22 protein-coding genes and 1 pseudogene are annotated in these 26,038 nt (G+C 72.2%); 16 read left to right on the plus strand and 7 right to left on the minus strand.

Translation table 11 applies throughout. The annotated features are described in order from the left end of the window. Nucleotides 1-272: 272 nt before the first annotated feature. From ACFV6D_RS33735 to hypE, 14 genes are all read left to right on the plus strand, one after another. Complete coding sequence (locus ACFV6D_RS33735) at nt 273-1,328, plus strand: hydrogenase expression protein HypE (RefSeq protein WP_363378097.1); 1,056 nt, start codon at nt 273-275, stop codon at nt 1,326-1,328. Between the two features lie 89 nt (nt 1,329-1,417). After that, nucleotides 1,418-3,202 carry a nickel-dependent hydrogenase large subunit gene (locus tag ACFV6D_RS33740; protein WP_063350764.1) on the plus strand — a complete coding sequence of 595 codons (1,785 nt, stop codon included), beginning with the start codon at nt 1,418-1,420 and terminating at the stop codon, nt 3,200-3,202. After that, the gene (locus ACFV6D_RS33745; RefSeq protein WP_380428937.1) at nt 3,199-3,660 is read left to right on the plus strand and encodes a thioredoxin; all 462 of its coding nucleotides are present in this window, start codon (nt 3,199-3,201) and stop codon (nt 3,658-3,660) included. The genes ACFV6D_RS33740 and ACFV6D_RS33745 overlap by 4 nt, the downstream gene beginning before the upstream one ends. Beyond that, nucleotides 3,657-4,304: a DUF5947 family protein gene (locus ACFV6D_RS33750; RefSeq protein WP_063350766.1), complete on the plus strand. Its 648-nt coding sequence runs from the start codon at nt 3,657-3,659 to the stop codon at nt 4,302-4,304. The genes ACFV6D_RS33745 and ACFV6D_RS33750 overlap by 4 nt, the downstream gene beginning before the upstream one ends. After that, entirely contained in the window at nt 4,301-5,035 is a 735-nt protein-coding gene (locus tag ACFV6D_RS33755; RefSeq protein WP_380562588.1) for a DUF6084 family protein, read from the plus strand. The genes ACFV6D_RS33750 and ACFV6D_RS33755 overlap by 4 nt, the downstream gene beginning before the upstream one ends. Next, on the plus strand, nt 5,032-6,402 hold the full coding sequence (locus ACFV6D_RS33760; RefSeq protein ID WP_380562590.1) for a hypothetical protein: 1,371 nt from the start codon (nt 5,032-5,034) through the stop codon (nt 6,400-6,402). Before ACFV6D_RS33755 ends, ACFV6D_RS33760 begins: the two co-directional genes overlap by 4 nt. Continuing rightward, nucleotides 6,399-6,914 carry a hydrogenase maturation protease gene (locus ACFV6D_RS33765; protein WP_063350768.1) on the plus strand — a complete coding sequence of 172 codons (516 nt, stop codon included), beginning with the start codon at nt 6,399-6,401 and terminating at the stop codon, nt 6,912-6,914. The genes ACFV6D_RS33760 and ACFV6D_RS33765 overlap by 4 nt, the downstream gene beginning before the upstream one ends. Next, on the plus strand, nt 6,908-7,021 hold the full coding sequence (locus tag ACFV6D_RS33770) for a DUF6893 family small protein (protein ID WP_380345916.1): 114 nt from the start codon (nt 6,908-6,910) through the stop codon (nt 7,019-7,021). The genes ACFV6D_RS33765 and ACFV6D_RS33770 overlap by 7 nt, the downstream gene beginning before the upstream one ends. A gap of 217 nt (nt 7,022-7,238) precedes the next feature. Next, entirely contained in the window at nt 7,239-7,619 is a 381-nt protein-coding gene (hypA, locus tag ACFV6D_RS33775) for a hydrogenase maturation nickel metallochaperone HypA (protein ID WP_063350769.1), read from the plus strand. A 5-nt stretch (nt 7,620-7,624) separates the two neighbouring features. Then, a complete protein-coding gene (hypB, locus tag ACFV6D_RS33780; RefSeq protein ID WP_380562592.1) occupies nt 7,625-8,419 on the plus strand; it encodes a hydrogenase nickel incorporation protein HypB in 795 nt (264 codons plus the stop codon). Beyond that, nucleotides 8,416-10,749, plus strand: a complete 2,334-nt coding sequence (gene hypF / locus ACFV6D_RS33785) for a carbamoyltransferase HypF (protein WP_380562594.1) — start codon at nt 8,416-8,418, stop codon at nt 10,747-10,749. The genes hypB and hypF overlap by 4 nt, the downstream gene beginning before the upstream one ends. Nucleotides 10,750-10,810: 61 nt before the next feature. Then, nucleotides 10,811-11,116 (plus strand): HypC/HybG/HupF family hydrogenase formation chaperone, encoded by a 306-nt coding sequence (locus tag ACFV6D_RS33790; RefSeq protein WP_380562596.1) that lies wholly within the window; start codon nt 10,811-10,813, stop codon nt 11,114-11,116. Continuing rightward, nucleotides 11,113-12,237 carry a hydrogenase formation protein HypD gene (gene hypD, locus ACFV6D_RS33795; RefSeq protein ID WP_380428958.1) on the plus strand — a complete coding sequence of 375 codons (1,125 nt, stop codon included), beginning with the start codon at nt 11,113-11,115 and terminating at the stop codon, nt 12,235-12,237. The genes ACFV6D_RS33790 and hypD overlap by 4 nt, the downstream gene beginning before the upstream one ends. After that, on the plus strand, nt 12,230-13,321 hold the full coding sequence (hypE, locus tag ACFV6D_RS33800) for a hydrogenase expression/formation protein HypE (protein ID WP_380562598.1): 1,092 nt from the start codon (nt 12,230-12,232) through the stop codon (nt 13,319-13,321). Before hypD ends, hypE begins: the two co-directional genes overlap by 8 nt. 176 nt (nt 13,322-13,497) lie before the next feature. Here the strand turns inward: hypE and ACFV6D_RS33805 are convergent, their stop codons facing one another. The 4 genes and pseudogenes from ACFV6D_RS33805 to ACFV6D_RS33820 all read right to left on the minus strand — a co-directional run bounded on the left by ACFV6D_RS33805 (nt 13,498) and on the right by ACFV6D_RS33820 (nt 20,319). Then, entirely contained in the window at nt 13,498-18,183 is a 4,686-nt protein-coding gene (locus tag ACFV6D_RS33805) for a hypothetical protein (RefSeq protein ID WP_380562600.1), read from the minus strand. A gap of 28 nt (nt 18,184-18,211) precedes the next feature. After that, nucleotides 18,212-18,703, minus strand: a pseudogene (locus ACFV6D_RS33810) (hypothetical protein); the annotation flags it as partial. Nucleotides 18,704-19,030: 327 nt separating this feature from the next. Next, entirely contained in the window at nt 19,031-19,624 is a 594-nt protein-coding gene (locus ACFV6D_RS33815) for a fasciclin domain-containing protein (RefSeq protein WP_380562602.1), read from the minus strand. A 191-nt stretch (nt 19,625-19,815) separates the two neighbouring features. Further along, the gene (locus ACFV6D_RS33820; protein ID WP_063350778.1) at nt 19,816-20,319 is read right to left on the minus strand and encodes a GNAT family N-acetyltransferase; all 504 of its coding nucleotides are present in this window, start codon (nt 20,317-20,319) and stop codon (nt 19,816-19,818) included. A gap of 278 nt (nt 20,320-20,597) precedes the next feature. Between ACFV6D_RS33820 and ACFV6D_RS33825 the strand changes: the two genes are divergently transcribed. After that, entirely contained in the window at nt 20,598-21,200 is a 603-nt protein-coding gene (locus ACFV6D_RS33825; protein WP_380428715.1) for a hypothetical protein, read from the plus strand. A gap of 275 nt (nt 21,201-21,475) precedes the next feature. After that, complete coding sequence (locus tag ACFV6D_RS33830; RefSeq protein WP_380562604.1) at nt 21,476-22,735, plus strand: MFS transporter; 1,260 nt, start codon at nt 21,476-21,478, stop codon at nt 22,733-22,735. A gap of 68 nt (nt 22,736-22,803) precedes the next feature. Here ACFV6D_RS33830 and ACFV6D_RS33835 read toward each other — a convergent pair whose 3' ends face one another. The 3 genes from ACFV6D_RS33835 to ACFV6D_RS33845 form a co-directional block, all read right to left on the minus strand. After that, nucleotides 22,804-23,448, minus strand: a complete 645-nt coding sequence (locus ACFV6D_RS33835; protein WP_380562606.1) for an ATP-binding protein — start codon at nt 23,446-23,448, stop codon at nt 22,804-22,806. A gap of 105 nt (nt 23,449-23,553) precedes the next feature. Further along, nucleotides 23,554-24,414, minus strand: coding sequence for a DUF3592 domain-containing protein (locus ACFV6D_RS33840; RefSeq protein ID WP_380562608.1), 861 nt, complete (start codon nt 24,412-24,414; stop codon nt 23,554-23,556). Nucleotides 24,415-24,516: 102 nt separating this feature from the next. After that, the gene (locus tag ACFV6D_RS33845) at nt 24,517-25,599 is read right to left on the minus strand and encodes a hypothetical protein (RefSeq protein ID WP_380562610.1); all 1,083 of its coding nucleotides are present in this window, start codon (nt 25,597-25,599) and stop codon (nt 24,517-24,519) included. Nucleotides 25,600-26,038: the final 439 nt, after the last annotated feature.

Here is a 26,038-nt window from a genome sequence, read left to right on the forward strand (position 1 = left end):
GTCCCACGCCCACTGCCGTGCTCTGAGTATCCCTGTCCCCCCCCACCCCCCCCTCCCCCGCCCCCACCCCCCCCCGGCCCCCCTCGTCCCTCTGCGCCGCGGCGTTTTCGGTGGCTCGCCGAGCCCGTCCGACGGCCACCCGGACGGGTGCGCCGGCTTGCGTCCCTTCGAGCGACCGGCCCGGCTCTCTGGACCGGCGGCCGGACTGAACTGCTGCTATGAATTTTTTGAGCCTATCTGTCCGGCTCCCGTTTTTTTGAGGAGGCATCCTCATGGGTGCGGTTGCAACAACTTCAGCCGACGCCGCCGTGGTGCACATTCTCTGGATCAATGCGGGTCTGAGCTGCGACGGGGACTCGGTCTCCCTGACCGCGGCGATGCAGCCCAGCATCGAGGAGATCGTCACCGGCGCACTCCCCGGCCTGCCGAAGGTCGCCGTCCACTGGCCGCTGATCGACTTCGAGTGCGGTCCGGTCCAGGGCGCGGACAACTTCGTGGAGTGGTTCTTCAAGGCGGACCGCGGCGAGCTCGACCCCTTCGTCCTGGTCGTCGAGGGTTCCATCCCGAACGAGACGATCAAGGAGGAGGGCTACTGGTGCGGCTTCGGCGACGACCCGGACACCGGCCAGCCGATCACCACCAGTGAGTGGCTGGACCGCCTCACCCCCAAGGCCACCGCGGTGGTCGCCATCGGCACCTGTGCCACCTACGGCGGCATCCACGCGATGGCCGGCAACCCGACCGGTGCCATGGGCGTGCCCGACTACCTGGGCTGGGACTGGAAGTCCAAGGCGGGCCTGCCGATCGTCTGCGTGCCGGGCTGCCCGATCCAGCCCGACAACTTCGCCGAGACGCTGACCTACCTGCTGTACCAGCTGGCCGGTTCCGCGCCGATGATCCCGTTGGACGACAAGCTGCGTCCGGCCTGGCTGTTCGGCGCGACCGTGCACGAGGGCTGCGACCGCGGCGGGTACTACGAACAGGGTCAGTTCGCCACCGACTACGGCACGCCCGAGTGCCTGGTGCGCCTCGGCTGCTGGGGCCCGGTCGTCAAGTGCAACGTCGCCAAACGCGGCTGGATCAACGGCATCGGCGGCTGCCCCAACGTCGGCGGCATCTGCATCGCCTGCACCATGCCGGGCTTCCCCGACAAGTTCATGCCGTTCATGGACCCGCCGCCCGGCTCCCGGGTCTCCACGGGCGCCAGCTCGGCGTACGGGGCGGTGATCCGCCGCCTTCGCACGATCACGGGCCGGACGGTCGACCAGGAGCCCAAGTGGCGGCACACCGGGCGCCGCCTGACCACCGGTTACCGCCCGCCGTGGTGACCCCTTTCCCCCTTCGGCCCGCCCGCCCCGCCCGGGGCGGGCGGGCCGTTGCAGAGCCTCCTCCCGCTGACAGAAGGGCATGACAGACGATGGCACCGACGACCAGGACGGCCGGCGACGGCAACGGTCTGGTGGAGATGTCCTGGGACCCGATCACCCGGATCGTGGGCAGCCTGGGCATCCACACGAAGATCGACTTCAAGCAGAAGAAGGTCGCGGAGTGCTACAGCACCTCCTCGGTCTTCCGCGGCTACAGCGTCTTCATGCGCGGCAAGGACCCGCGCGACGCGCACTTCATCACCAGCCGGATCTGCGGCATCTGCGGCGACAACCACGCCACCTGTTCGGTCTACGCGCAGAACATGGCTTACGGGGTCAAGCCCCCGCACCTCGGCGAGTGGATCATCAACCTCGGCGAGGCCGCCGAGTACATGTTCGACCACAACATCTTCCAGGAGAACCTGGTCGGGGTCGACTACTGCGAGAAGATGGTCCGCGAGACCAACCCCGGCGTCCTGGAACTGGCCGAACGCACCGAGGCACCCCACGCCGGCGACCACGGGTACCGCACCATCGCCGACATCATGCGCTCACTGAACCCCATCGAGGGCGAGTTCTACCGCGAGGCGCTCCAGGTCAGCCGCTACACCCGGGAGATGTTCTGCCTGATGGAGGGCCGCCACGTGCACCCCTCCACCCTCTACCCCGGCGGCGTCGGCACGGTGGCCACCGTCCAGCTGTTCACCGACTACCTGACCCGGCTGATGCGCTACGTGGAGTTCATGAAGAAGGTCGTGCCGCTGCACGACGACCTCTTCGACTTCTTCTACGAGGCCCTGCCCGGCTACGAGGAGGTCGGCCGGCGCCGCGTCATGCTCGGCTGCTGGGGCAGCCTCAACGACCCGGACCACTGCGACTTCACCTACCGCAACATGACGGACTGGGGCCGGCGGATGTTCGTCACCCCGGGCATCGTGGTGGACGGCAAACTCGTCACCAACGACCTCACCGAGATCAACCTCGGCATCCGCATCCTGCTCGGCAGCTCCTACTACGAGGACTGGCAGGGCAAGGAGCTCTTCGTCACCCACGACCCGCTGGGTAACCCCGTCGACCCCCGCCACCCCTGGAACCAGCACACCATCCCCGCCCCGCAGAAACGCGACTTCGACGACAAGTACAGCTGGGTGATGTCCCCCCGCTGGTTCGACGGCAAGGACTACCTCGCCCTCGACACCGGCGGCGGTCCGATCGCCCGCCTGTGGTCCACCGCGCTGTCGGGACTGGTCGACATCGGCTACATCAAGGCCACCGGACACAGCGTGCAGATCAACCTGCCGCGCTCCATGACCAAGCCGGAGACCACCTTCGAGTGGAAGATCCCGCAGTGGAGCAACGCCATCGAACGCAACCGCGCCCGCACCTACTTCCAGGCCTACGCGGCCGCCGCGGCCCTGCACTTCGCCGAGAAGGCGCTCGACGAGGTCCGCGCCGGGCGCAGCCAGACCTGGGAGCGCTTCGAGGTGCCGGACGAGTCGATCGGCTGCGGCTTCACCGAGGCCGTACGCGGCGTGCTGTCCCACCACATGGTGATCCGGGACGGCAAGATCGCCAACTACCACCCCTACCCGCCGACCCCGTGGAACGCCAGCGTCCGCGACAGCTTCGGCACCCCCGGCCCCTACGAGGACGCCGTCCAGAACACCCCGATCTTCGAGGAGAACCCCCCGGAGACCTTCAAGGGCATCGACATCATGCGCGCCGTGCGCAGCTTCGACCCCTGCCTGCCCTGCGGCGTCCACATGTACCTGGGCGACGGCAGGACGGTGCAGACCATGCACGTGCCCACCGGGCTGAGCGGACTCACCGCATGACCCCGGAACAGGCGGGGGCCCGCATCCAGGAGGCCCTGGACCGGCTGGCCGGCGCCGACGCCCAGGAGGCCGGTGAGCACCTCGTCCGCGAACTGATGGCCCTCTACGGCGACGCCCTGGCCCGCCTCGTCCAGGCCCTGCCGCCCGCCGTGCTGGCCCGGCTGCTGGACGAACCGTCGCTGGCCGGGCTGCTCGTCCTGCACGACCTGCACCCCGAGGACGTCACCGCCCGCATCACCCGCGCACTCGCCACCCTGCCCGAACCGGTCGACCTGGCCGCCTTCGACCCCGCCACCGGCACCGCCCGGCTGCGCCGCACCCGCAGCGGCTGCGGGTGCGGCGAACAGGACATCGAGAACGCCCTGGCCTGCCACGCGCCCGAGGTCACCGCGGTCGAACTCGAACGCCCCGCAGAACTGCTGCAGATCGGCGCTCGGCCCCCGGCAGGCCCGCGATGACCTTCCGCCAGCTCGACCGGCCCGGCACCGCGCTGCTGCGCCGGCTGCGGGAGCCCGCACCCCCGCAGCCGCAACGCTGCGAGTTCTGCGGCCGGCACCTGCCCGCCGAGCACCGCCACCTGGCGGACACCGACCAGCAGGCGCTCACCTGCGCCTGCACCGCCTGCGCCCTGCTGTTCCAGCAGCCCGGCGCGGCCGACGGCCGCTACCACGCCGTCCCCGACCGCTACCTGACCGACCCGGCCCACCCCCTCGGCGAGGACGCCTGGGCCGCCCTCGGCATCCCCGTCGCCACCGCGTTCCTGCTGCGCACCACACGACTGCAGCGGTCCGTCCTGCTCTACCCAGGACCGGGCGGCGCGACCGAGGCCGAACCCGACGAGGCCGCCTGGCAGGCCGCGCTCGGCGGCAGCCGCCTGTACGCCGCACTGCGGCCGGACGTGGAGGCGCTGCTGCTGCGGCGCGACACCGACGGCATCCAGTGCTACCTGGTGCCGGTCGACGTCTGCTACGAACTCGTCGGCCGACTGCGGCGCTGCTGGAAGGGCTTCGACGGCGGGGCCGAGGCACGCGCCGAACAGACCGCCTTCTTCGACCGCCTGGCCGCCCGGTCCCGCGTCCTCCCCGAAGGCGGCGCCCGGTGACCTCGATCTCCTTCGCCTGCACCGGGGTGCGGGCCGATCCCTACGCCGCCGGGCCCGCCCTGGTCTTCCGGCTGCGCATCACCGCCCCCGCCGAGGTGCGGGTGCACGCGCTGGCGCTGCGCTGCCAGCTGCGGATCGAACCGGCCCGGCGCCGCTACGGCGACGCCGAGGGCGGGCGGCTGACCGACCTGTTCGGCGAGCGCTCACGCTGGGCCGGCACCCTCCACCCGGTCCAGTTCGCCCAGGTCCCGCTGCTGGTCGGCGCGTTCACCGGCGAGACCGAGACCGACCTGGTGGTGCCCTGCACCTACGACATGGACGTCTCCGCCGCCCGCTACCTCGCCGCACTGGACGACGGGGACGTGCCGCTGCTGCTGCTCTTCTCGGGCACCGCCTTCGCCGGCCCCGGCGGCTTTCAGGTCACCCCGGTGGCCTGGGACCAGGAAGCCGCCGTGCGGATGCCGGTCAAGGTCTGGCGGGAGGCGATCGACGCGCACTTCCCGGGCTGCGGCTGGCTCCGCCTGCCCGCCGACCTGATGGCCGAACTGCTCGCCTACCGCTCCCGGCGCGCCCTGCCGTCCTGGGAGGCCACCGTGCGCGAACTGCTCGGCGCGGCCCGGACCACAAAGCCGTCCCAGGCCGTGAAGCCGATCCAGGCCGCAGAGACGACCCAGGCCGCGAAGCCACCCCAGGCCGTCACGGCGGCCCAGACCGCGAAGGGGGAGCGGTGACCGCGCCCGCCCACGAGAGCGAGAACAGGTTCGCCCACGCCCGGCAGATCGCCGACGCCGTCCTGTTCGAGGGCTACGTGCTCTACCCCTACCGGGCGTCAGCGGCCAAGAACCGGCTGCGCTGGCAGTTCGGCGTCCTGACCCCGCCGCGCTACGGCGCCGACAGCGGCGAGCACTCCCACCAGCGCACCGAATGCGTGATGGAAGCGCGCCAGGGCGACCAGCTGGCCGTCGAGCTGCGGTTCCTGCGCCTGCAACGGCGGACGGTCCAAGAAGCAGGCAGACAGGGCGGATTCCGGACCGTCGATGAGCTGGAGCTCGCCGACCGGGTGCTCGTCCCCTGGGACGAAGGGGTCGAGGAACGGATCGAACTCCTCATCCCAGTCGAGGAATTGGCGGCCGGTGAAGCCGTCCGCAGCTTCGAAATCGACGCGTCCGAGGACGAGGAACGGCTCGTCGAGGACGGCACGTTGGCCGGGCGGCTCCTGCGCCGCCGGGAACGGGTCCAGGGCCGCCTGCGGATTACCGCCCAGGACGTACCCGGCCCCTACCGGGCGCAGCGGCTGACCGTCCTGGTGGAGAACACCTCCGACTGGGACCCGTTCCCCGGCACCCGCCGCGAGACCGCACTGGCACACGCCCTCGTCTCGGCCCACCTGCTGCTCGGCCTCGACCGCGGCTCCTTCCTCTCGGCGACCGACCCGCCCGAGTGGGCGGGCGAGGCGGTGCGCGCCTGCCGCAACGAGCACACCTGGCCCGTGCTGGCAGGCCCGCCCGGCAGCGGCAAGGTGCTGCTCTCCTCGCCGATCATCCTGGAGGACCACCCGCACATCGCCCCCGAGAGTCCCGGCGCGCTCTACGACGCCACCGAGATCGACGAGATCCTCGCGCTGCGCACCGCGGCCCTGACCGAGCGGGAGAAGCGCGAGGCCCGGGGCACCGACGACCGGGCCGGCGCGGTGATCGACCTCGCCGACTCGATGCCCCCCGAGATCCTGGAACGGCTGCACGGCGCCGTCCGGGGGCTGCGCGAACTCACCCACCCCGAAGCCGGGGCGGACCGGCCCTGGTGGGACCCGGGCAACGACCCGCAGACCGACCCCGGACGGGACCAGGTGATGATCGACGGCCGCCCGGTCGCCGCCGGCAGCCGGGTGCGGCTCCGGCCCGGTCGCCGCCGCACCGACGCCCAGGACCTGTTCCTGCACGGGCGCACCGCGCTGGTGGAGGCGGTGCTGCACGACGTCGACGGTTCGGTGCACCTGGCCGTCACCGTGGACGACGACCCGGGCGCCGACCTGTGGCGGGCGCAGGGCCGCTTCCGGTACTTCCAGCCGGACGAGGTCGCGTTGGTGGAAGAGCGGTGAGCGCCGACCGGACCGGGCGGGTCCTGGTCGCCGGGGTCGGCAACATCTTCCTCGGCGACGACGGCTTCGGGGTCGAGACCGTCCGGCGCCTCGCCGCCCGGGAGCTGCCCGCCGGCGTCGAGCTCCTCGACGTGGGCGTGCGCGGCGTCCACCTGGCCTACCAACTCCTCGACGGCTACCGGACGCTGGTGCTCGTCGACGCCACCGCGCGCGGCGGCGAGCCGGGGACGGTGTACCTGATCGAAGCGGACGCCGGACCGGTGGAGTCGATGGTCCTGGACGGCCACCGGATGGGCCCGGACGCCGTGCTGGCCCTGCTCGCCACCCTGGCCGCCGGAACGGGCGGCACCGCGCCCGGGCGGGTCCTGGTGGTCGGCTGCGAACCCGCCTCACTGGAGGAGGGAATCGGACTGAGCACCCCGGTGGCCGCCGCCGTCGACGAGGCGGTCGCCGTGATCCTGCGCGTCCTCACCACGGACGCACCCACCCACAGAGAGGCGGCACCATGCTGAAGAACCTCGCCGTCGCGGCCGCCGCGGCCGTCCTGGCCGCAGCCGCGGCGCTGATCTGGCAGAGCCTTCCCGACCTGAGGCGCTACCTGCGGATCCGGCGGATGTAGGAGCGGACGCGGTAGCGGAGCAGTACACGCGGGGACCACCACCGGCGTGCTGCGAACAGGTAGTCACGGATACGGCGGCGGCGCGGCTTCGAGCCGTTCCCGCCGCCGCACCCTGTAATGGGGCCTGTTGCTCACGGGGCCTGTTGCTCACGGGGCCCGGACACCGGGCCCGCGCCCCCAAGGAGCCGGGCGCCTCCAGCGGCGGGAAACGAGACAGATGCACGAGATGTCGATCGCGACGGCCGTCGTCGACCAGGTGGACCGGGCTGCCCGCGCGCACGGGGAGAGCGCCGTGGCCAGAGTCCGCTTGCAGATCGGCGAACTGGCCGGAGTCGTCCCGTCGGCACTCGACTTCTGCTTCGAACTGGCCTGTGCCGGAACGCTGTTGGAAGGTGCGGTGCTGGAGACCGAGGCCGTCGCCGCACGGGCGAAGTGCACGCCCTGCGGGGTCGAGTGGAGCGTCGGCATGCCGCCCGACCTGGGCTGCCCGCGCTGCGCCGGTGCCAGGGTCGAACTGCTGGCCGGGCGTGAGCTGCAGATCCTCGGCGTCGAGTGGTCCGAGCCCCCGGCGGGCGCCCGGACCGATCAAGGAGGCTGAAACCGATGTGTCGCACCGTCGATCTCCGGCAGGCGGTTCTCGCCCGCAATGACGACGACGCCCGGCGGCTGCGGGCGGAACTGGCCGCCCGGGGCACCGTCGTGGTGAACCTGCTGTCCAGCCCGGGCAGCGGCAAGACGGCGCTCCTGGAGGCCGAACTCGGCCTCGCCCGGGAGCGCGAGGTGCCCGTCGCGGCCCTCACCGCCGACCTCGCCACCGAGAACGACGCGCGCCGGCTGGCCCGTTCGGGCGCGCCGGTGAAGCAGGTCCTCACCGACGGCCTGTGCCACCTGGAGACGGCGATGTTGCGCGGGCACCTGGCCGGCTGGTTGCCGCCGGACACCCGGCTGCTGTTCGTCGAGAACGTCGGCAACCTGGTCTGCCCCGCCTCCTACGATCTCGGCGAGTCGCTGCGGGTCGTCCTCGCCTCGGTCACCGAGGGAGAGGACAAGCCGCTCAAGTACCCGACCGCCTTCGGACTGGCCAACCTGGTGCTGGTCACCAAGGCGGACCTCGCCGTCGCGGCACAGTTCGACGAAGCCGCCTTCCTCGCGAGCGTCGCGCGGGTCAACCCGGGGGTGGAGGTGGTCTTCACCTCGGCCCGCACCGGGCAGGGCGCCGGGGCGCTGCTGGACCGGGCGCTCGCGGTGCTGGCCGGCGCGCAGGTCCACCGGCCGGTGATGGCCGGCGCGCACGACCACGACCACACCCACGACCACGGCAACAACCACAGCCACGGCAACGGCAACGACCACGCGGGGGCCCACGACCACCCGCACCCGGCCGTGGACCTGTCGTGACCACGGATCAGCAGCCGCCCCTGCTCCAGCGCCGCCGGGTCGCCGTGCGCGGACTCGTCCAAGGCGTCGGATTCCGACCGTTCGTCTTCACCCTCGCCACCGAACTCGGCCTGTCCGGCAGCGTCACCAACACCGGCGAGGGAGTACTCGCCGAGATCGAGGGCACCGGCGAGGCGGTGACCGCGTTCTGCCGACGCATCGCCAGCGACGCGCCCCCGCTCGCCGACGTCGCCTCGGTGGACCACCAGCCGCTGGCCGTCACCGGCACACCGGGCTTCGTCATCACACCCTCCCGCGCCGACGGACCGCACCGCACCCAGATCCCCCCGGACACCGCCACCTGCGCCGACTGCCTCGCCGAACTGGCCGACCCCGCCGACCGCCGCTACCGGCACCCGTTCATCAGCTGCACCAACTGCGGGCCCCGGCACACCATCGTCACCGCTCTGCCGTACGACCGGGCCAACACCACGATGGCGGCCTTCGCGATGTGCCCCGACTGCGCCCGCGAGTACGCCGACCCGGCCGACCGGCGCTTCCACGCCCAGCCCGTCGCCTGCCACACCTGCGGCCCGACCCTCACCCTGTCCGTCCCCGGGCTCCCCGTGCTCGACGGCGAGCAGGCGCTCACCGAGGCCCGGCGCCTGATCACCTGCGGAGCGGTCCTGGCCGTCAAGGGCATCGGCGGCTACCACCTGGCCTGCGACGCCACCGACGCGGACACCGTCGCCCTGCTGCGCCGGCGCAAGCGGCGCGGTGACAAGCCCTTCGCCCTGATGGCCCGCGACCTCGAACAGCTCAGGGCACTGGCGGCATCCGGGGCGGTGGAGCTGGGGCCCGTCGAGGAGGAACTGCTCACCGGCCCGGTGCGGCCGATCGTGCTGCTGCGCCGGGGGGCACACCGGCTCGCGGAGCTGGAAGCAGCCGCTCCGCGCAGCCCCGACCTCGGCGTGCTGCTGCCGTATACCCCGCTGCACCACCTCCTGCTCGCCCCTCCCGGCCCCGGACTGCTGGTCATGACCAGCGCGAACCTCTCCGGCGAGCCCATCGTGACGGACGACCGGGAGGCTCTCGCCCGCCTCGCCCCGCTGGTCGACGGCTGGCTCACCCACGACCGCCCCATCCACGTGCCCTGCGAGGACTCCGTGGTGCGGGTGGTGGACGGGCACCTGCTGCCGGTACGGCGCTCGCGCGGCTACGTGCCGCTCCCGGTGCCCCTGCCGGTGCCGGTGCGGCCCGCGCTGGCCGCGGGCGGCGACCTCAAGAACACCTTCGCGCTGGCCCGGGACGGCTACGCCTGGCTGTCCGGCCACCTCGGCGACATGGACGACCTCGCCACCCTCCGGGCGTTCGACCGCGCGGTGGACCACCTCGGGGCCGTCACCGGCGTGCAGCCCGAGGTGCTCGTCGTCGACCGCCACCCCGGCTACCGCTCCGCCCGGCACGTGCGCAGGTCGGCCCGGGGCCGTGAGGTACGGGACGTCCAGCACCATCACGCGCACATCGCCTCGGTGATGGCCGAGCACGGCCTCGACGGCAGCCGGCCCGTCATCGGGATCGCCTTCGACGGCACCGGTTACGGAGTGGACGGCGCAGTGTGGGGCGGAGAAGCGCTGCTGGCCGACTACCGGGGCTTTCGGCGTCTCGCCCGGCTCGACTACGTTCCGCTGCCGGGGGGCGATGCGGCCGTGGTGCGTCCGTACCGGATGGCGCTGGCCCATCTGCGGGCGGCGGGGCTCCCGTGGGCGGCCGGCCTGCCGCCGGTGCGCTCCTGCCCTGAAGGCGAACTCCGACTGCTGTCACAGCAGTTGGATCGATCGGTGAACTGCGTGCCGACCTCCAGCATGGGCCGGCTGTTCGATGCGGTGTCCTCGCTGGCCGGGGTCTGCCAGAAAGCCGGGTACGAGGCGCAGGCGGCGATCGAGCTGGAGGCGGCCGCCCTCGCGCACGGGCCGGTGGCCGGCCCGGGGGAGGGCTACGCATTCCAACTCGTCGACGAGGGCGGGATGATGACCGCCCGACCCGGGCCGGTGCTGGCTGCGGTGGTGGCGGACCTGGCAGCAGGGGCGCCGCCCGGGCTGATCGCCGCCCGGTTCCATGCGGCGGTGGCCGCGCTGGTGCGGGCGGTGTGCGCCGGTATCAGGCGGCGGCACGGCACCGGGACGGTCGCGCTGAGCGGCGGCGTCTTCGCCAACGCGCTGCTGTCCTCGGCGTGCGCGCGGGGTCTGGCGGAGGACGGGTTCACCGTGCTGCGGCACCGCCGGGTGCCGCCCAACGACGCGGGGCTCGCGCTCGGCCAGTTGATGGTGGCGGCGCGGGCCGACGGCTGAGCGCCCCGCACGTACGGAGTTCGGCAGGTTCGGAGGAACCGGAGAGAGGAGGGAGACCGCAATGTGCCTGGCGGTACCCGGAAGAGTGTTGGAGATCGCGGAACGCGACGGGACCAGGATGGCGGTCGTCGACTTCGGCGGGGTCGTCAAGGACGTGTGCCTGGAATACCTGCCGGACCTGAAGGTGGGCGAGTACGCCATCGTCCACGTCGGGTTCGCCCTGCAGTGGCTGGACGAGGAATCGGCCCGCCGGACCTTGCAGCTGTTCGAGGAACTCGGCCTGCTCCAGGAGGAGTTCGGCGACCCCTGGGAGGCCGCGGCTGCGGCGGCTGCGGCGTCCTCGGCGAAGCAGGAGGAGGAGCGGTGAGATACCTGGAGGAGTTCCAGAACCCCGAGCTGGCCGGCGGTCTGCTCGCCGACATCAGGGCGACGGTCACCCGGCCGTGGGCGCTGATGGAGGTGTGCGGCGGCCAGACGCACAGCATCATCCGCCACGGGATCGACCAACTGCTGCCGCCCGAGGTCGAGTTGATCCACGGCCCGGGCTGCCCGGTGTGCGTCACCCCGCTGGAGGTGATCGACAAGGCGCTGGAGATCGCGGCCCGGCCCGAGGTGATCTTCTGCTCCTTCGGCGACATGCTGCGCGTGCCCGGCACCGGCCGCGACCTCTTCCGGGTGCGCGGCGAGGGCGGCGACGTCCGGGTGGTGTACTCCCCGCTGGACGCGCTGCGGATCGCCGAGGAGAACCCGCACCGGGAGGTCGTCTTCTTCGGCATCGGCTTCGAGACCACCGCCCCACCCAACGCCATGGCCGTGCACCAGGCCAGGAAGCGGGGCATCGGCAACTTCAGCATGCTGGTCTCGCACGTACGGGTGCCACCCGCCATCGAGGCCATCATGAACTCGCCGCAGTGCCGGGTCCAGGGCTTCCTCGCCGCCGGACACGTGTGCAGCGTGATGGGCACCGACGAGTACCCCGCGCTCGCCGAACGCCACCGGGTGCCGATCGTCGTCACCGGCTTCGAACCGCTGGACATCCTGGAGGGAATCCGGCGCACCGTACGGCAGTTGGAGCGCGGCGAGCACACCGTCGACAACGCCTACGCGCGGGCCGTACGCCCGGAGGGCAACCCGGCGGCCCGGGCCATGCTGGAGGACGTCTTCGAAGTGACCGACCGGGCCTGGCGCGGCATCGGCGTCATCCCGGACAGCGGCTGGCGACTCTCCCCGCGCTACCGCGACCACGACGCCGAGCACCGCTTCGACGTCGCGCGGATCACCACCGTCGAACCCGCGCAGTGCCGCAGCGGGGAAGTCCTCCAGGGGCTGCTCAAGCCGCACCAGTGCGAGGCCTTCGGCACAGCCTGCACCCCGCGCACCCCGCTCGGCGCCACCATGGTCTCCAGCGAGGGCGCCTGCGCCGCCTACTACCTCTACCGGCGGCTCGACGCGCCGGGCATGGCGCGGGAGGCGAGCCCCGTTGGCTGAGACCCAGACCCAGACCCAGACCGGCACCGGCGGAGCCCCGGACCTCCTCGGATGGAGCTGCCCACTGCCGCTGCGCGACCACCCCCGGGTGGTGATGGGGCACGGCGGAGGCGGGGTGCTGTCGGCCGAACTGGTGGCGAACCTGTTCGCCCCGGCCTTCGGCGGGCCGGTGCTCGCCGGGCTCGCGGACTCGGCGGTCGTCGAGCTCGGCGGTGCCAGACTCGCCTTCTCCACCGACTCCTACGTCGTGCGGCCACTCTTCTTCCCCGGCGGCAGCATCGGCGACCTCGCGGTCAACGGCACCGTCAACGACCTGGCCATGAGCGGAGCCCAGCCGGCCTATCTGTCCTGCGGCTTCATCCTGGAGGAGGGCGTGGAGACGGCCGTGGTCGCGCACGTCGCCCAGGCACTGGGCGCCGCCGCCCGGGCCGCCGGGGTGGAGGTGGTCACCGGTGACACCAAGGTCGTCGAGGCCGGGCACGGCGACGGCGTGTACCTGAACACCGCCGGCATCGGCCTGGTCCCCGCCGGAGTCGACATCCGGCCGCAGCGCGCCGCCCCCGGCGACGTGGTGATCGTCAGCGGTGACATCGGACTGCACGGCGTGGCCATCATGAGCGTGCGCGAGGGTCTGGAATTCGGCGTTGAGATCGAGAGCGACTGTGCCGCTCTCAGCTCACTGGTGGCCGCGATGCTGGCCGTCACACCCGACCTGCACGTCCTGCGCGACCCCACCCGGGGCGGCCTCGCGGCGGCGCTCGGCGAGATCGCCGAGGCCGCCCGGGTGGGCGTCGTGGTGAACGAGCGCGCCGTCCCCGTGCCCGCGCAGGTCGCCAACGCCTGTGCCATCCTCGGTCTCGACCCGTTCTACGTCGCCAACGAGGGCAAGCTGGTCGCCTTCGTCCCGCGCGAGCACGCCGACGCCGTCCTCGCCGCGATGCGGGCGCACCCGCTGGGCGCGCGCTCGGCAGTGATCGGCGAGTGCGTGGCGGACCACCCCGGCATGGTCGTCTGCCGCACCCCCTTCGGCGGCACCCGCGTCATCGACCTGCCGATGGGGGAGCAACTCCCGCGGATCTGCTGAGGGCCCCCGCCTCGCGCGGGTGGGGGAACAGGATCGGGGCTCGTACCGGCTTCACCGGCACGAGCCCCGATCCTTGTCCAGGGCGTGCGATCAGCCTGGGTGCACCAGGGCCGCACGGTCCGACGCAGCCGGGATCCTGCCGGTCCCGGGCACACCCGGGACCGGCAGGACGGTGGTCAGCGGCGGCTCCGGCGGAGCGTCAGCAGCAGGCCGCCCGCGGCGAGCATCGCGAAGGCCGCCAGGCCCGCCAGGGGCATCGGGTCCGACCCGGTGGGGGGTAGCGGGCCGCCGGTCGGGCTCGGCGAGGGCTGCGACGGGTTGACGGTGATGCTGGTGGCGCAAGGTCCGCCGGTGGTCGCCGACGGCTCCGGCACCTCCCGCGCGGAGCGGAGCGACCGGTTCGTCGAAGCGGGGCAGTTGCTGCCGTCGCCGAGCGAGACGACCCGGTTGTCGAGGCGCTTGCCGCCGGCGTCGGACTTGACGGTGAAGGTGTAGACGAGGGTCTCGGTGGCTCCGGGGCGGAGGTCGAGGGTCCAGGTCAGGCGCGGCGGGCTGTAGGAGATCCGGCCGATGGTGGCGTGGGCGTCACCGTCGTAGCCGGCGGCGTCCAGGACGCCGGTGAAGTCGTCGACGACGGCGGCGCCGTGGTAGGTGCCGCTGGCGCGGTTCGTGGCGGTGATGGTGTAGGTGACCTTGTCACCGGGGTCGGGTTTGGCCGGGGAGACCTGTTTGGCGAGGTGCAGGTCGTGCCGGACGGTGATCGGCTCCGCCGGGGTGGCCACGGCCGTGTGCGTGGGCGTGGCCGGGTCGGGGCCGCCGGTGACGACGGCGGAGTTCACCGGCACCTCCGTCGCGTCCGGCGAGAGGGTCCCGCTGAGGGTGTAGGTCGCGGTGGCGCCGACGGCCAGGTCGATGGCCGGGCACGTGGCGACGCCGCCGGTGTCAGGGCAGTGCGTGCCGTCGGCGTCGGCGGTAAGCACCGGGTGGTCCACCTGCTGCGGGAACCGGTCGGTGACCACGACGTTGCGGGCCCGCGAGGGGCCGTCGTTGGTGACGCCGACCCGCCAGGAGATCGGCCCGCCGGCCACGACCGGGGAGGTCAGCAACACCTTGGAGACCGTCAGACGGGCCTGCTGGGAGGGCGGACCGGTCGGTGAGGCGACCGCGGTGTGGGTGGGTGTGGCGGGGTCGGGCCCGCCGGTGACGACCGCCGTGTTCACCGGTGTGCTGGTGGCCGCGGGGTCGAGCGTGCCGGTGAGCGTCCAGCTCGCGGTGCCCCCGGCGGGGATCTCGACCGCCGGGCAGGTGGCGACGCCGGCGGCGATGGCGCAGCTGGCCCCGTTCGTGTCATCGGCCATCGCGGGGTTGTCGACGCCGTCCGGGATCCGGTCGGTGACCACGACGTTCCGGGCCCGCGAAGGACCGTGGTTGGTGACCGTCACCCGCCACCGGATCGGGCCGCCTGGCACCACCGGATCGGTGAGCAGAATCTTGGAGGCGGTCAGGTTCGCCTGCGGCGACGGGGAGCCGGTGGCGCCGTTGGTGGGAGTGACCGTGGCGTTGGGGTCGAGGACGCCGCTCAGGCTGTAGCTGTGCGACTGACCGACCTCCAGCTCAATGGCCGGGCAGGTTGCGACGCCGCCCGAGACCGGGCAGGCGGCCCCGTCGGTCTCGGACGTCATGGTCGGGCTCGACACTCCCGCCGGGATCCGGTCCGTGACGACGACGTTCCGGGCCCGCGAAGGACCGTTGTTCGTGACGGTGACCCGCCACTGGATCTGCTGCCCGGGCACCACCGGGTTCGTCACCAGCACCTTGCCGAGCGTCAGGTTCGCCTGCGGGGTGACGGCGCCGGAGGGGCTGGCGACCGCCGTGTGCGTGGGCGTGGCCGGGTCCGGGCCGCCGGTGACGGTCGCGGTGTTCCCGGGCACGGCCGTGGCGTCCTGGGCGAGCATGCCGGTGAGGGTGAAGGTCGAAGTCGCGCCGACCGGGATCTTCACCGCCGGGCACGTCGCCGTGCCGGTGCTGACCGGGCAGGACGAGCCCGTGGCGTCCACGGTCATCATGGCGCCGACCACCTGGTCCGGGATCCGGTCGCTGACGACCACGTTGCGGGCGGTCGACGGCCCCCGGTTGGTGACGGCGACCCGCCACGAGATCGGCTGGCCGGGCACCACCGGGTCGGTGAGCAGGATCTTCGTCACGGTCAGGTTCGCCTGCGGCTGGGCCGTCTCCGTGGGAGTCGCCGTCGCCGTGTTGTTCGACGGGTTGGGGTCCGGGCCGCCGGAGACGGAGGCGACGTTCACGGGCGTGTTGGTCGCGGCGGCGTCGAGCGTGCCGGTGACGGTGTAGGAGGCGGTGCCGTCGGCCGGGATCTCGATGGCCGGACAGGTCGCCGAGTTGCCGGCGATCGGACACGGCGTGCCGTCGGCGTCGGCGGTCACGGCCGGATTGTGGACCTCCGCCGGGACGGTGTCGGTGACGACCACGTTCCGTGCCCGGGAGGGGCCGTTGTTGGTCACCGTCACCCGCCACTGGATCGGGCCGCCCGGCACCACCGGGCTCGTCAGCAGCACCTTGGCGATCGACAGGTCCGCCCGCGGGGCCGGCGAACCGGACGGGGTCGCGACGGCGGTGTGCGTCGGAGTGGCCGGGTCGGGACCACCCGTGGCGGTCGTGGTGTTGGTGGGCATGGTGGTCGCGTTCGGGTCGAACGTGCCGGTGAGGGTGTACGACTCCGACTGGCCGACGGCGAGCTCGATGGCGGGGCAGATCGCCTGGTCCCCGGTGATCGGGCACGGGGTGTCGTCGGCGTCCGCAGCCATGGTCGGGTCCAGGACGCCGGCGGGGACGGTGTCGGTGACGACCACGTTCCGGGCCCGGGAGCGGCCGTTGTTGGTGACCGTCACCCGCCACTGGATCGGGCCGCCCGGCACCACGGAACCGGTGACCAGCACCTTGGAGAGCGTGAGGCTGGCCTGCGGCGAGGGCGAGTTGGTCGGGGTCGCGACGGCGGTGTGCGTGGGCGTCGCTGGGTCGGGGCCGCCGGTCACGATGGCGGTGTTGGTGGGCGTGGTGGTCGCGTCCGAGGCCAGGGTGCCGGCGAGTGTCCACCTCAGTGTTTGGCCGACGGGGATCTGGACGGCCGGGCACGTCGCCGTCCCGTTGGCGATCGGGCACGTAGTGCCGTCCGTAGCCGTCATGCTGGCGTTGGTCACGCCCGTCGGTACCTGGTCGGTGACGATGACGTTGCGGGCTTCGCTGGGCCCGTTGTTGGTGACGCTGACCTGCCATTGGATCTGCTGTCCGGGCACGACTGGATTGGTGACGAGCGCCTTCGAGACAGTCAGGTTCGCCTGTGGCGAGGAGGTGGCGGTCGGCGAAGCCACCGCGGTGTGGGTCGGAGTCGCCGGATCGGGGCCGCCGGTGACCGTCGCGGTGTTGGTGGGCGTGGTGGTGGCGTCGGGTGACAGTGTGCCGGTCAGTGTCCAGGAGACCGAGCCGCCCACGGGGATTTGAACGGCCGGGCAGGTAGCCGTCCCGGACGTGATCGGGCAGTTGGCGCCATCAGCGTCAGCCTTCATCGAGGCAGCCGTGACACCGGCCGGAACCTGGTCGGTCACCACGACGTTCCGGGCTTGCGACGGACCGTTGTTCGTCACGCTGACCCGCCACTGGATCGGGCCACCGGGTACGACCGGGTCGGTGAGCAGGGCCTTCGACACCGTAAGGCTGGCCTGTCCCGAGGGGGATGCGGTCGGCGAGGCGACGGCGGTGTGTGTCGGGGTGGCCGGGTCGGGGCCGCCCGTCACCGTCGCCGTGTTGGACGGTGTCGTCGTGGCGTTCGGGCTGAGGGTGCCGGTGAGCGTCCAGGTGAGCGAGCTGCCGACGGGGATCTCGACGGCGGGACAGGTTGCTGTCCCGTTGGTGATCGGGCAGTTGGTGCTATCGGTGTCGGCCTTCATCGAAGCGCCGGTCACTCCGCTGGGGACCGCGTCCGTCACCACGACATTGCGGGCGCGCGAGGGCCCGTTGTTGGTGACTGTGACCTGCCACTGCACCTGCTGCCCGGGCACCACCGGGTTGGTGAGCAGGGCCTTGGAGACGGTCAGATTGGCCTGCGGTGTGGGCGAGTTGGTCGGCGAGGCGACGGCGGTGTGTGTCGGGGTCGCGGGGTCGGGGCCGCCGGTGACGGTCGCGGTGTTGGTGGGTGTGGTGGTCGCGTTGGCGTCGAGGGTGCCGGTGAGTGTCCAGGTGAGTGAGCCGCCGACGGGGATCTCGACGGCGGGGCAGGTGGCAGTCCCGTTGCTGATGGGGCAGTTGGTGCCGCCGGTGTCGGCCTTCATCGACGCGCCGCTCACCCCGTTGGGCACGGTGTCGCTGACGACCACGTTCCGGGCCCGCGACGGCCCGTTGTTGGTCACGGTCACCTGCCACTGCACCTGTTGTCCGGGCACCACCGGGCTCGTCAGCAGCGCCTTCGACACCGTCAGGTTTGCCTGCGGTGACGGAGTGGCGGTCGGCGAGGCCACCGCTGTACGCGTCGGGGTCGCCGGGTCGGGGCCTCCGGTGACCGTGGCGGTGTTGGTGGGGGAGGTGGTGGCGTCGGGCGACAGCGTGCCGGTGAGCGTCCAGGAGAGCGAGCCGCCGACGGGGATCTCGACAGCCGGACAGGTGGCAGTCCCGTTGCTGATCGGGCAGTTGGCGCCGCCGGTGTCGGCCGTCATGGAGGCGCCGGTCACTCCGCTGGGCAGGGTGTCGCTGACCACGACGTTGCGGGCCCGCGACGGGCCGCTGTTGGTCACCGTGATCCGCCACTGGATCTGCTGTCCGGGCACCACCGGGTTGGTGAGCAGGACCACCGGCGATGAGCAGCGGGGTGGTTCCGTAGGTGCCGTTCCACACGGCGCTCAGCCCGCCGCCGCTGCCGCCCGTCGCGCTGGCGCCGGCGGCGTTCGTGAAGCCCTGGCCGCCGGCGCCGCCGCCGCCGTACGTCGGGCTGGTGCTGTTCATCACGCCGCCCTGCCCGGAGGTGACGGTGAGCCGCTGGCCGGGCGTCACGGCGAGGGTGCCGGTGGTGTAGCCGCCGCCACCGCCTCCGTACTGGCCGGTGTAGTAGGGGCGGGGGGACCCGGCGCCGCCGGCGCCGAAGACGCGGGCGTAGACGCTGCTCACCCCGGCGGGCACGGTGAAGGTCTGGTCGCCGCCGCTGTATGTGAAGCGGACGCAGTTGGTGTTGGTGGCGGACGGCGTGCAGGAGACCTGGGCGCGGTTCCGTTCGACGAGGCCCGGGGCGGTTCGCTGCGGGTGTACGGAGGCGGCGAGGGCGAACCCTCCTTGCGGCACCAGGCACAGCAGCGCGAGGACGCCACGCAGCAGCATGGACACTGGACCGTCGACCAACGACCGCACCGGACGCCCCGGCGCCTCCTCTCGCGATCATGCGTCAGCACGCGTGCGCGACCAGGAATAACCGACGTCGCCGTAGGCAGCGGTCACTCGCGACCGTGTCATCTGATCATTACGTGCGAATCCCTGCTATTGGCCTATGAGGAGGCCTCGGCCGGGTCTCGCGGGCGGCGACGGAGTCGCTGCTCCCGCCCCGGAGGACTCCGGTCGGAAACCCGCCCGGAACGACGGGTCGGGGTGGGGAGCACCCACCCCGACCCGTGTGTCGATGTCCCCGCTCGATCAGTGCGCTCAGCGCGTTCAGCCGAACGCCGGCACCTGGTCCAGCACCGCCAGCCGCGCGTTCGCCGTCCGGATGCTGCCGCACACCACCTGCGCACCGCCGATCCGGTAGTCGTCCCCGCTGCCGGTCGCCTTGATCACCGCACCCTGCAGCGAGGTGTAGGACTTGTCCGCCAGATCGGCCTTCCGCAGGTCCCGGACCACGATCAGCCGGCGCAGCAGATCGCTCGCGCCGGGCTGGGCGCCCAGGACCTTCTTCTGGTCCTCCGACAGCTTGGCGAAGGCCGCGTCGTTCGGGGCGAAGACGGTGACGTTGTCCATCGAGTCGAAGACGTCCTTGGCCTTGGCCGTCTTGATCAGCGAGGACATCGCGGTCAGGTCCTTGGTCTGGTCGATCGCGGACAGCACCGGGATGCCGCCCATCGAGGCCAGGCTCCCGGGGCCGTCGGCCGGCAGCGCAGCGCAGTTCGGGCCGAACGCCTGCTCCGGCGGGGGAGGTGCGGCGACCGCTGGCGCGGCAGCGTCGCTGCCCACACCGGTGCAGCCGGCGAGCGGCACGAGGGCCAGCGCGACGGCTGCGGTCAAGACGGGGTGGGTCGTGCGACGACGCATGCGAAGTCCTTCTCAAGGGGGCGAACCGGCCTATCCGGGCTGAATACGCTCAGATAGTGACACGGGAACGGGACGATGCCCGGGACTGACCTCACCTGACCACCCGTCACCGAATCGGCGCCGGGCTCCGGCGGACCGGCCCGCCCGGGCGACGGGCGAGCCGAACGGGCTGTCCTCGCCCGGACCCCCCGTCAGGGGGTGAGTCGGAACGCCTCCAACTCCATGCCGTACCAGCGGGTGGTGCGGCCCAGCGCGGTCATGCCGAGCCGGTGGCAGACGGCCAGCGACGGCCGGTTGTCCGGCCGGACCACCGCGTGGATCTCGGCCAGGCCGTCCGCGAATCCCTTGGCCACGGCGCCCTGCGCGGCCTCGGTGGCGTAGCCCTGCCCCCAGCTGTCCGGATGGAGGTGCCAGCCGACCTCGACCTCTCCGTCGCCGTCCGGGATCGGGATGAGCAGGACGGAGCCGGCGACCACGCCGGTGTCCTTCCGTTCCGCCGCCCAGGTGCCGAAGCGCGGGTCGGCCGAGCGGGAGCGGAAGCGTTCGATCGCCGCCTCGGCGTCAGTGAGGTTTTCCAGGGTGCGGGGATCGCGGCCCAGCCACTGCGTCACCTCCCAGCGGGAGTAGATGTCGAGTGCCCGCTCGCGGTCCTCGGGCTGCCACTGGCGTATCGTCAGGCGATTGGTCGTGAACATGGACGTGATTCTGCTCCGACTGAGCTGCGGGTGCCAGGCGCAGGCGCTTTCGGCATCGACCGAGCGGCCTCCCCGCAGGGCTTCCACACCGCGGCTTCCACCGCCCCGACCGGACGGGCTCCCGTGCGCAGGGCGACTTTGGGCCAAGATTGCCTGTTCATGCGATCAGCACATGTTGTGCACACCTCCTCCCCGTAGGGTGTGGCCGTCCCATCCCGGGTTCCCCCGTCAACGGGCCGCATCGTGCTGCCCGCCGCTTGGACTGGAGTGAATTGACCATGTCTGACCGCCACTTGTGGAAGCGCCTGACAACTGCCGTCGTCCGCAGGGGAGTCGGCGCCACCCTGGGCGCCCTCGCGCTGATCGCGGCCTTCGTCCTCGCGGGAACCGCCGCCGGGACGTCGAGTGCGGCGGCCCAGCCGGCCGGCTGGGGCGGCCCCGGCAAGTGGGCTTGCTCCGGCGCGCCCGTCCAGTCCGGATGGGTCATCACCATCTACGACCGGACCGGCTGCAACGGCTCCGGCTCCTGGTATCAGGAACCGGTCAAGGACGGGATCTGGACCTGTTCGGGCTCGCCGATCGTCCCCGGGTACGTCATCACCGACCACATCCAGACCGGCTGCAACGGCATCGGCTCCTGGCGGCACAACCTCCCCAAGGACGGGATCTGGACCTGCGGCGGATCGCCGGTCGTCAGCGGATACGTCATCACCGACTACATCCGCAACGGCTGCAACGGCGTCGGGTCCTGGCGGCACAACCTCGCGCGCGTCGGCCTGTGGACCTGCCCGGGCTCGCCCATCCCGGCCGGCTTCCGCGCCACCACGTACAGTGCCGGCGGGTGCAGCGGCCTCGGCGCCTGGGCCCTGGTCCGCGCCTGACCCCACCCGCCTGGGGGGGGGGGCCCCCCCCCCCCGCCCGCGGCGGGCCCCCCCCCCCGCGGGGGGGGGGGCCGCCGCCACGCTCCCACCACGGCAGCTGGTCGAAGCCGTCGCCGTCGACACGCACAGCGTCGAGATCCACGCCGGCCATCGTGTCCACACAACGGATGGTTGTGCCCTCCCGACGGATCAGTTGTTTGATCCCGCCATTCGCGATCCGCTTTGATGCCGGTGGTCAGCGGGTGGTTGTTCGGATCGGCGAGAGGCGTACGGGTATGAATGGGCGGCGGGTACTGGGGCGGCGGGTACTGGGGCGGCGGTTCGGATGGCTGTGGGCGGCGTTCGCGGTGAGCTCCTACGGCTCGGGGCTCGGATTCGGCGCGTTCCCCCTCCTCGCGATCCTCGTGCTGCACTCCGGACCGACCCAGGTGGCGCTGCTGGCCGCCGCAGGACGGGCGGTGGGGGCCCTGGTCGCCGTGCCGCTCGGTCCGTGGATGGAGTTCCGGCGCAAACGGCCGGTCATGATGGCGATGGACCTGACCCGGTTCGCGGTGCTGCTGAGCGTCCCCGCCGCGTTCGCGCTCGGCCGGCTCAGCTTCGCCCAGCTCCTCGTCGTCTCCGTCGTCACCGCCGCGGCCGACATCGCCTTCAAGGCCGCCAGTGGCGCGTACCTCAAGACGCTCGTGCCGCCCCAGGACCTGCTCGTCGCGAACAGCCGGTTCGAATCGACGACCTGGACCGCCACCACGGTCGGGCCACCGCTCGGCGGGGCCGCCATCGGAGTGTTCGGCCCGGTGGTGACCGTGGTCGCCGACGCCCTCAGCTACCTGCTCTCGGCCCTCGGCATCCGCGCCATCGGCGGCACCGAACCGCACCCCGCGCCGACCGGCGCACCGCGGCTGCGCGCCGGGGACCTGCTCGAAGGGTGGCGCCACATCCTCACCCACCCCACACTGCGCCCGCTGTTCCTCAACGCGATCGCGGTCAACGGCCTGATCATGGCCGCCGAACCGCTGATGGCCGTACTCCTCCTCGGCCACCTCGGCTACGCACCCTGGCAGTACGGCCTTGTGTTCGCCTCCCCCTGCGTCGGCGGCCTGCTCGGCTCACGCCTCGCCCGCCCGCTCGCGACGCGCTTCGGACAGCACCGGACGCTGCTCACCGCCGGAGTGCTGCGCGCGTGCTGGCCCATCGGGCTGGCGTTCGTCCAGCCCGGCGCCCCCGGGATCGTCCTGATCGTCACCGTCCAGCTCGGCCTGGTCACCTGCTGCGGCCTGTTCAATCCGCTGCTGGCCACCCACCGGCTCGAACAGATCGACCCCGACAAGCTCGCCCGCACCCTCGCCGCATGGTCGATCAGCAGCAGTGCCGCCATCGCGGCCCTCACCGCGCTGTGGGGCCTGCTGGCCGCCACCACCAGCCCCCGCACCGCGATCGCCGCCGCGGGAATCCTCCTCCTCGCGACCCCGCTGCTGCTGCCGCGCCGGGAGAGGACGCCCCGGAAGGCAGGGGAACAGGCCGCGAGCCTGACCTGAGACGCGGGAGGACCCGGCATGGGGGAGCTCGGACAGCTGCCGGTCGGGTGTCTCGGACGGCTCGGATGTCAGTGCGGCCCACGCCGGTCGTCGAGCTGGACCTCCAACTGAGGCCAGGTTGCGGCCAGGCGTGTCAGGTCGTCCGCCGTCGGGGTGGTGAGCGTCGGGGTGGTGAGCGAGCCCACCGGTGTGCCCGGCTTGAAGTGGACCAGTGTCCCGGTCGTTCCGTCCACCTCGACGGGCTCCAATCCGGTGATGGGGACGCCGAGTTCGTAGCGCTGGGTCCAGGCCCCGTTGAGACGGCGGTTGGTGTGGACGAGCCAGTCGCTGAGCGCTGCGACGACGGACATGCCGCGCCGGGGATGACCGTCGGGCAGCACTTCGGCCTGCGGGGAGTCGAAGAACCGAAGGTCCTTCGTCGCCATGACGGGCTTCTTCACGCTCCGGCCCTGCTCGTCCACCCGGGTGTCGGTGCCCCGCCCGTTGTCCCTGACGGACAGGGAGCCGTCGGTGTGGAGAACGAGGACGCAGCGCCCGCCGCCGTTTCCTGATGCTTCGTCGGCCGCATAGCCGAGGACTTCCAGGGCGAGGTGCCACGGTCCGCCCGGAGCGAACTCCGCCGGGTTCTGCCTGATGCACGTCAGATGATCCGCATCGACGGCGCTCGACCAGTCATGTGTCGTGTTGACCCACTGGGCCCTCGGTTCATTCATCGGGCCAGGATGCCGCAGGCCGACGACGGCTCCGGGACCGGCCCCGTGACTGACGACCGTTCGTGGCATCCGTGCCGGTCGAAGCCGGGCGATGGCCGTTGGGTGTCAGAGCAGGACCGCTCCCGCGACTGCCGCCGACGCCGTGACGAGAACGCCCACGATGCCGCTGGTGACTCCGCTCCTCCAGGACCGCTGTGCGGCCGCGAGGTCCGGGGTGAAGTCGGCCGGGTCGGCGGGGGAGTAGTGGATCGTGACGTTCCGGCCGTACGAGTTGGTGGGGTCCGGCAGGCCTGAAAAGCAGTACGCGGTGACGGCCGCGCCCTCGTGGGTGGTGAAGGCGACCACCGGCGTCTGGCTGGTGGAGGTGTAGCCGTCCTCGTCGGTGCGGACGCTCCTGACGACGGCGACCACACGGCCCGGAACGGGAACCATCGCGGCCAGGGTGTCGAACCGGCTCCGCGCCTGGCGGACCTCCTGGGGCAGGGAGCACGCGAGGAACACGCTCCACGGCGCGCCGACACCGATCAGGGCCCACGGCCAGCCCCAGTCGACCGCGGCGACGACCACCAGCCCGACGCAGATCAGGAATACCGCGAAGTTCGGCCAGCCGAGCCCGTAGCGGCCGGCCCAGAGGTCGTCGGTGAACCGGAAGGCCTGCGGTCTTCCGGGTGGATAGCGGATCCCGATCTCCCGGCCCGCCCAGGCGGTGTTGATCCGGTCGCCGCAGTCGCCGTCGTTAGTCACGGTGAACTCCTGCCCGGTGGAGGGGTCTTGGAAGGTGACGACGACCGCTATGCCGTCCCCCTCGGAACCTCCGTGCCGCGGCTCCTGCACCCGCTCGATCCGCCCCATCACCCGGACCGTCCGCTGGGCCCGGGTCGCCCCCGCCAGCGACCGCCCGTACCCCAGCAGTGCCAACGTGCCGAACACCCCGCACCAGAGCGCCAGATAGTCGTGCCAGCCCATGAGTCCTCCTCCTGTCCTCCGGGTACGGTCTGCCGGGGTTCGTTCGCTGCTGTGGCAACCCGCCGTGTCGAAGCGCGTCGAGTGCGGGTGAGGCGCGGGTGATCAGCGTGCCGGGGCTCGTCGCACTACCTGGCCCTCACCGTTCGCCTCCAGCGAGGCACTGCCCTCGGGCCCGGTCACGCCGACCCTGATCGTGAGGGAGCCGGCGAGATGGTCGGCAGTGATCTGCCAGGACGTCGGGGAGTGGACACCGAGCGTCGTTTCGGCCTCCTTGACCAGGGCCGGGAACCGCTCGTAGGGCAGGGAGAGCGGATCGAACTGGGGGGCCTTCGTGCCGCTCGGGGAGAACACGACCGACAGCACGCGCTCCTGCGCGAAGACGGTGATCGCCTGTCGCGGATCCTTCCCCTCGGTAAGGGAGTTGATGGCCTTGCGCAGTTCGCCGTCGTCGAGGAACGACTGGTCCGGCCCGAGGGAGACCGTCCCGGTCCCGGACGACACCACCGTGGTCGACCACGTCGAAGTGACCGTCGGTGCCGGAGAAGCGGCGGAGTCCTGCTGCTCGAACAGGTCCACGCGGAACAGGAAGACCACGGCAGCCGCAGCGAGCAGCAGGCCGAAGAGCCTGACGAAACCGGTCGAACGGCCCTCGGAAGGCTCGGTCACCATGGTCGACTCGGGAGCCGAATCCAGCTGGGCGCCGGCCGCCCGCTCCTCCCACTCCGGGGTCGGCCGCTTCACGATCGTCACCCGCCACGGCCTGTCCGGTGGATACTTCACCACCAGGACGCCGCGCGGCCGGTAGTCGGGGAGGTCGACCAGGTTGATGTCCTGAGTGATCCCGACGCGGTAGGCAGGCTCGTCGTCCGGTACGACGGTGAGATCGAACCGCACCGGCACGTCGCTCGTCTCACCCCCAATGGCGCGCAGGCTCTCGATCACCGCGAGCGCCGTTCGGGGCACGACCTCCGCCTCCCGGGCCCGCCTCGGCGCGCCGGCGAGGAGGAGCAACAGGCCGTAGACGATGGGCAGTCCCAAACCCCCGATGAACAAGGGCACTTTCTCGACGACCACACCGACGACTAGCGCGGCCAGCGAGCCCCCGATCACGGCCCCCGTCAGGAAACCGCGGGCGAGGGCGACCGGAGTGCTGCGCGAGGGCGGCGCGCTCGTGGTGATCGTCATACGGGTGATTGTGCCGGGCCGGGGTGACAGCCGGTAGGCCTGGGGCGGGCGTTGTTCACGCGGGGCCGGCAGGGCGCGGAGTGGGGCGGCTGTCAGGAGCAGTCGGAGCGATGGGCGAAGGGCTGCGCGCGCTCCTCGAAGGGCAGGTCCCGGATCGCGCCCGTCGCGGGGCGGTTTCGACGGGTGGCCCGGTTCGCCAGCTCCCGCGGTCGACCTCACGGGAGTTGGCGATGAGCGGGCGGTCTGTGCGCGAGCCGAAGGTCGGACACGAGGGGCAGAACGGGCGCTGGGCCCGGGTGCCGAGCCTGCTGTTGGCGGGTGGCTATGGGGTGTTGGCGCCGTGTGTGAGTTGGTGGTTGAGGTTGGTGAGGGCGTTGTGGGTGGCTTTGGTGTGTTGGTTGGGGATGGTGTGTTTGGGGAGGAGGGTGGGCCATCCGTG

It is taken from the genome of Kitasatospora sp. NPDC059812 (assembly GCF_042732075.1).
GTDB lineage: Bacteria > Actinomycetota > Actinomycetes > Streptomycetales > Streptomycetaceae > Kitasatospora.

Coding starts and splice junctions, on each gene's coding strand:
- hypA (WP_063350769.1), top strand. CDS start 7,239: ATGCACGAGATGTCGATCGCGACGGCCGTCGTCGACCAGGTGGACCGG.
- hypB (WP_380562592.1), top strand. CDS start 7,625: ATGTGTCGCACCGTCGATCTCCGGCAGGCGGTTCTCGCCCGCAATGAC.
- ACFV6D_RS33735 (WP_363378097.1), top strand. CDS start 273: ATGGGTGCGGTTGCAACAACTTCAGCCGACGCCGCCGTGGTGCACATT.
- ACFV6D_RS33790 (WP_380562596.1), top strand. CDS start 10,811: ATGTGCCTGGCGGTACCCGGAAGAGTGTTGGAGATCGCGGAACGCGAC.
- ACFV6D_RS33740 (WP_063350764.1), top strand. CDS start 1,418: ATGGCACCGACGACCAGGACGGCCGGCGACGGCAACGGTCTGGTGGAG.
- ACFV6D_RS33845 (WP_380562610.1), bottom strand. CDS start 25,599: ATGACGATCACCACGAGCGCGCCGCCCTCGCGCAGCACTCCGGTCGCC.
- ACFV6D_RS33745 (WP_380428937.1), top strand. CDS start 3,199: ATGACCCCGGAACAGGCGGGGGCCCGCATCCAGGAGGCCCTGGACCGG.
- ACFV6D_RS33770 (WP_380345916.1), top strand. CDS start 6,908: ATGCTGAAGAACCTCGCCGTCGCGGCCGCCGCGGCCGTCCTGGCCGCA.
- ACFV6D_RS33825 (WP_380428715.1), top strand. CDS start 20,598: ATGTCTGACCGCCACTTGTGGAAGCGCCTGACAACTGCCGTCGTCCGC.
- ACFV6D_RS33820 (WP_063350778.1), bottom strand. CDS start 20,319: ATGTTCACGACCAATCGCCTGACGATACGCCAGTGGCAGCCCGAGGAC.
- ACFV6D_RS33830 (WP_380562604.1), top strand. CDS start 21,476: ATGAATGGGCGGCGGGTACTGGGGCGGCGGGTACTGGGGCGGCGGTTC.
- ACFV6D_RS33750 (WP_063350766.1), top strand. CDS start 3,657: ATGACCTTCCGCCAGCTCGACCGGCCCGGCACCGCGCTGCTGCGCCGG.
- ACFV6D_RS33815 (WP_380562602.1), bottom strand. CDS start 19,624: ATGCGTCGTCGCACGACCCACCCCGTCTTGACCGCAGCCGTCGCGCTG.
- ACFV6D_RS33840 (WP_380562608.1), bottom strand. CDS start 24,414: ATGGGCTGGCACGACTATCTGGCGCTCTGGTGCGGGGTGTTCGGCACG.
- ACFV6D_RS33835 (WP_380562606.1), bottom strand. CDS start 23,448: ATGAATGAACCGAGGGCCCAGTGGGTCAACACGACACATGACTGGTCG.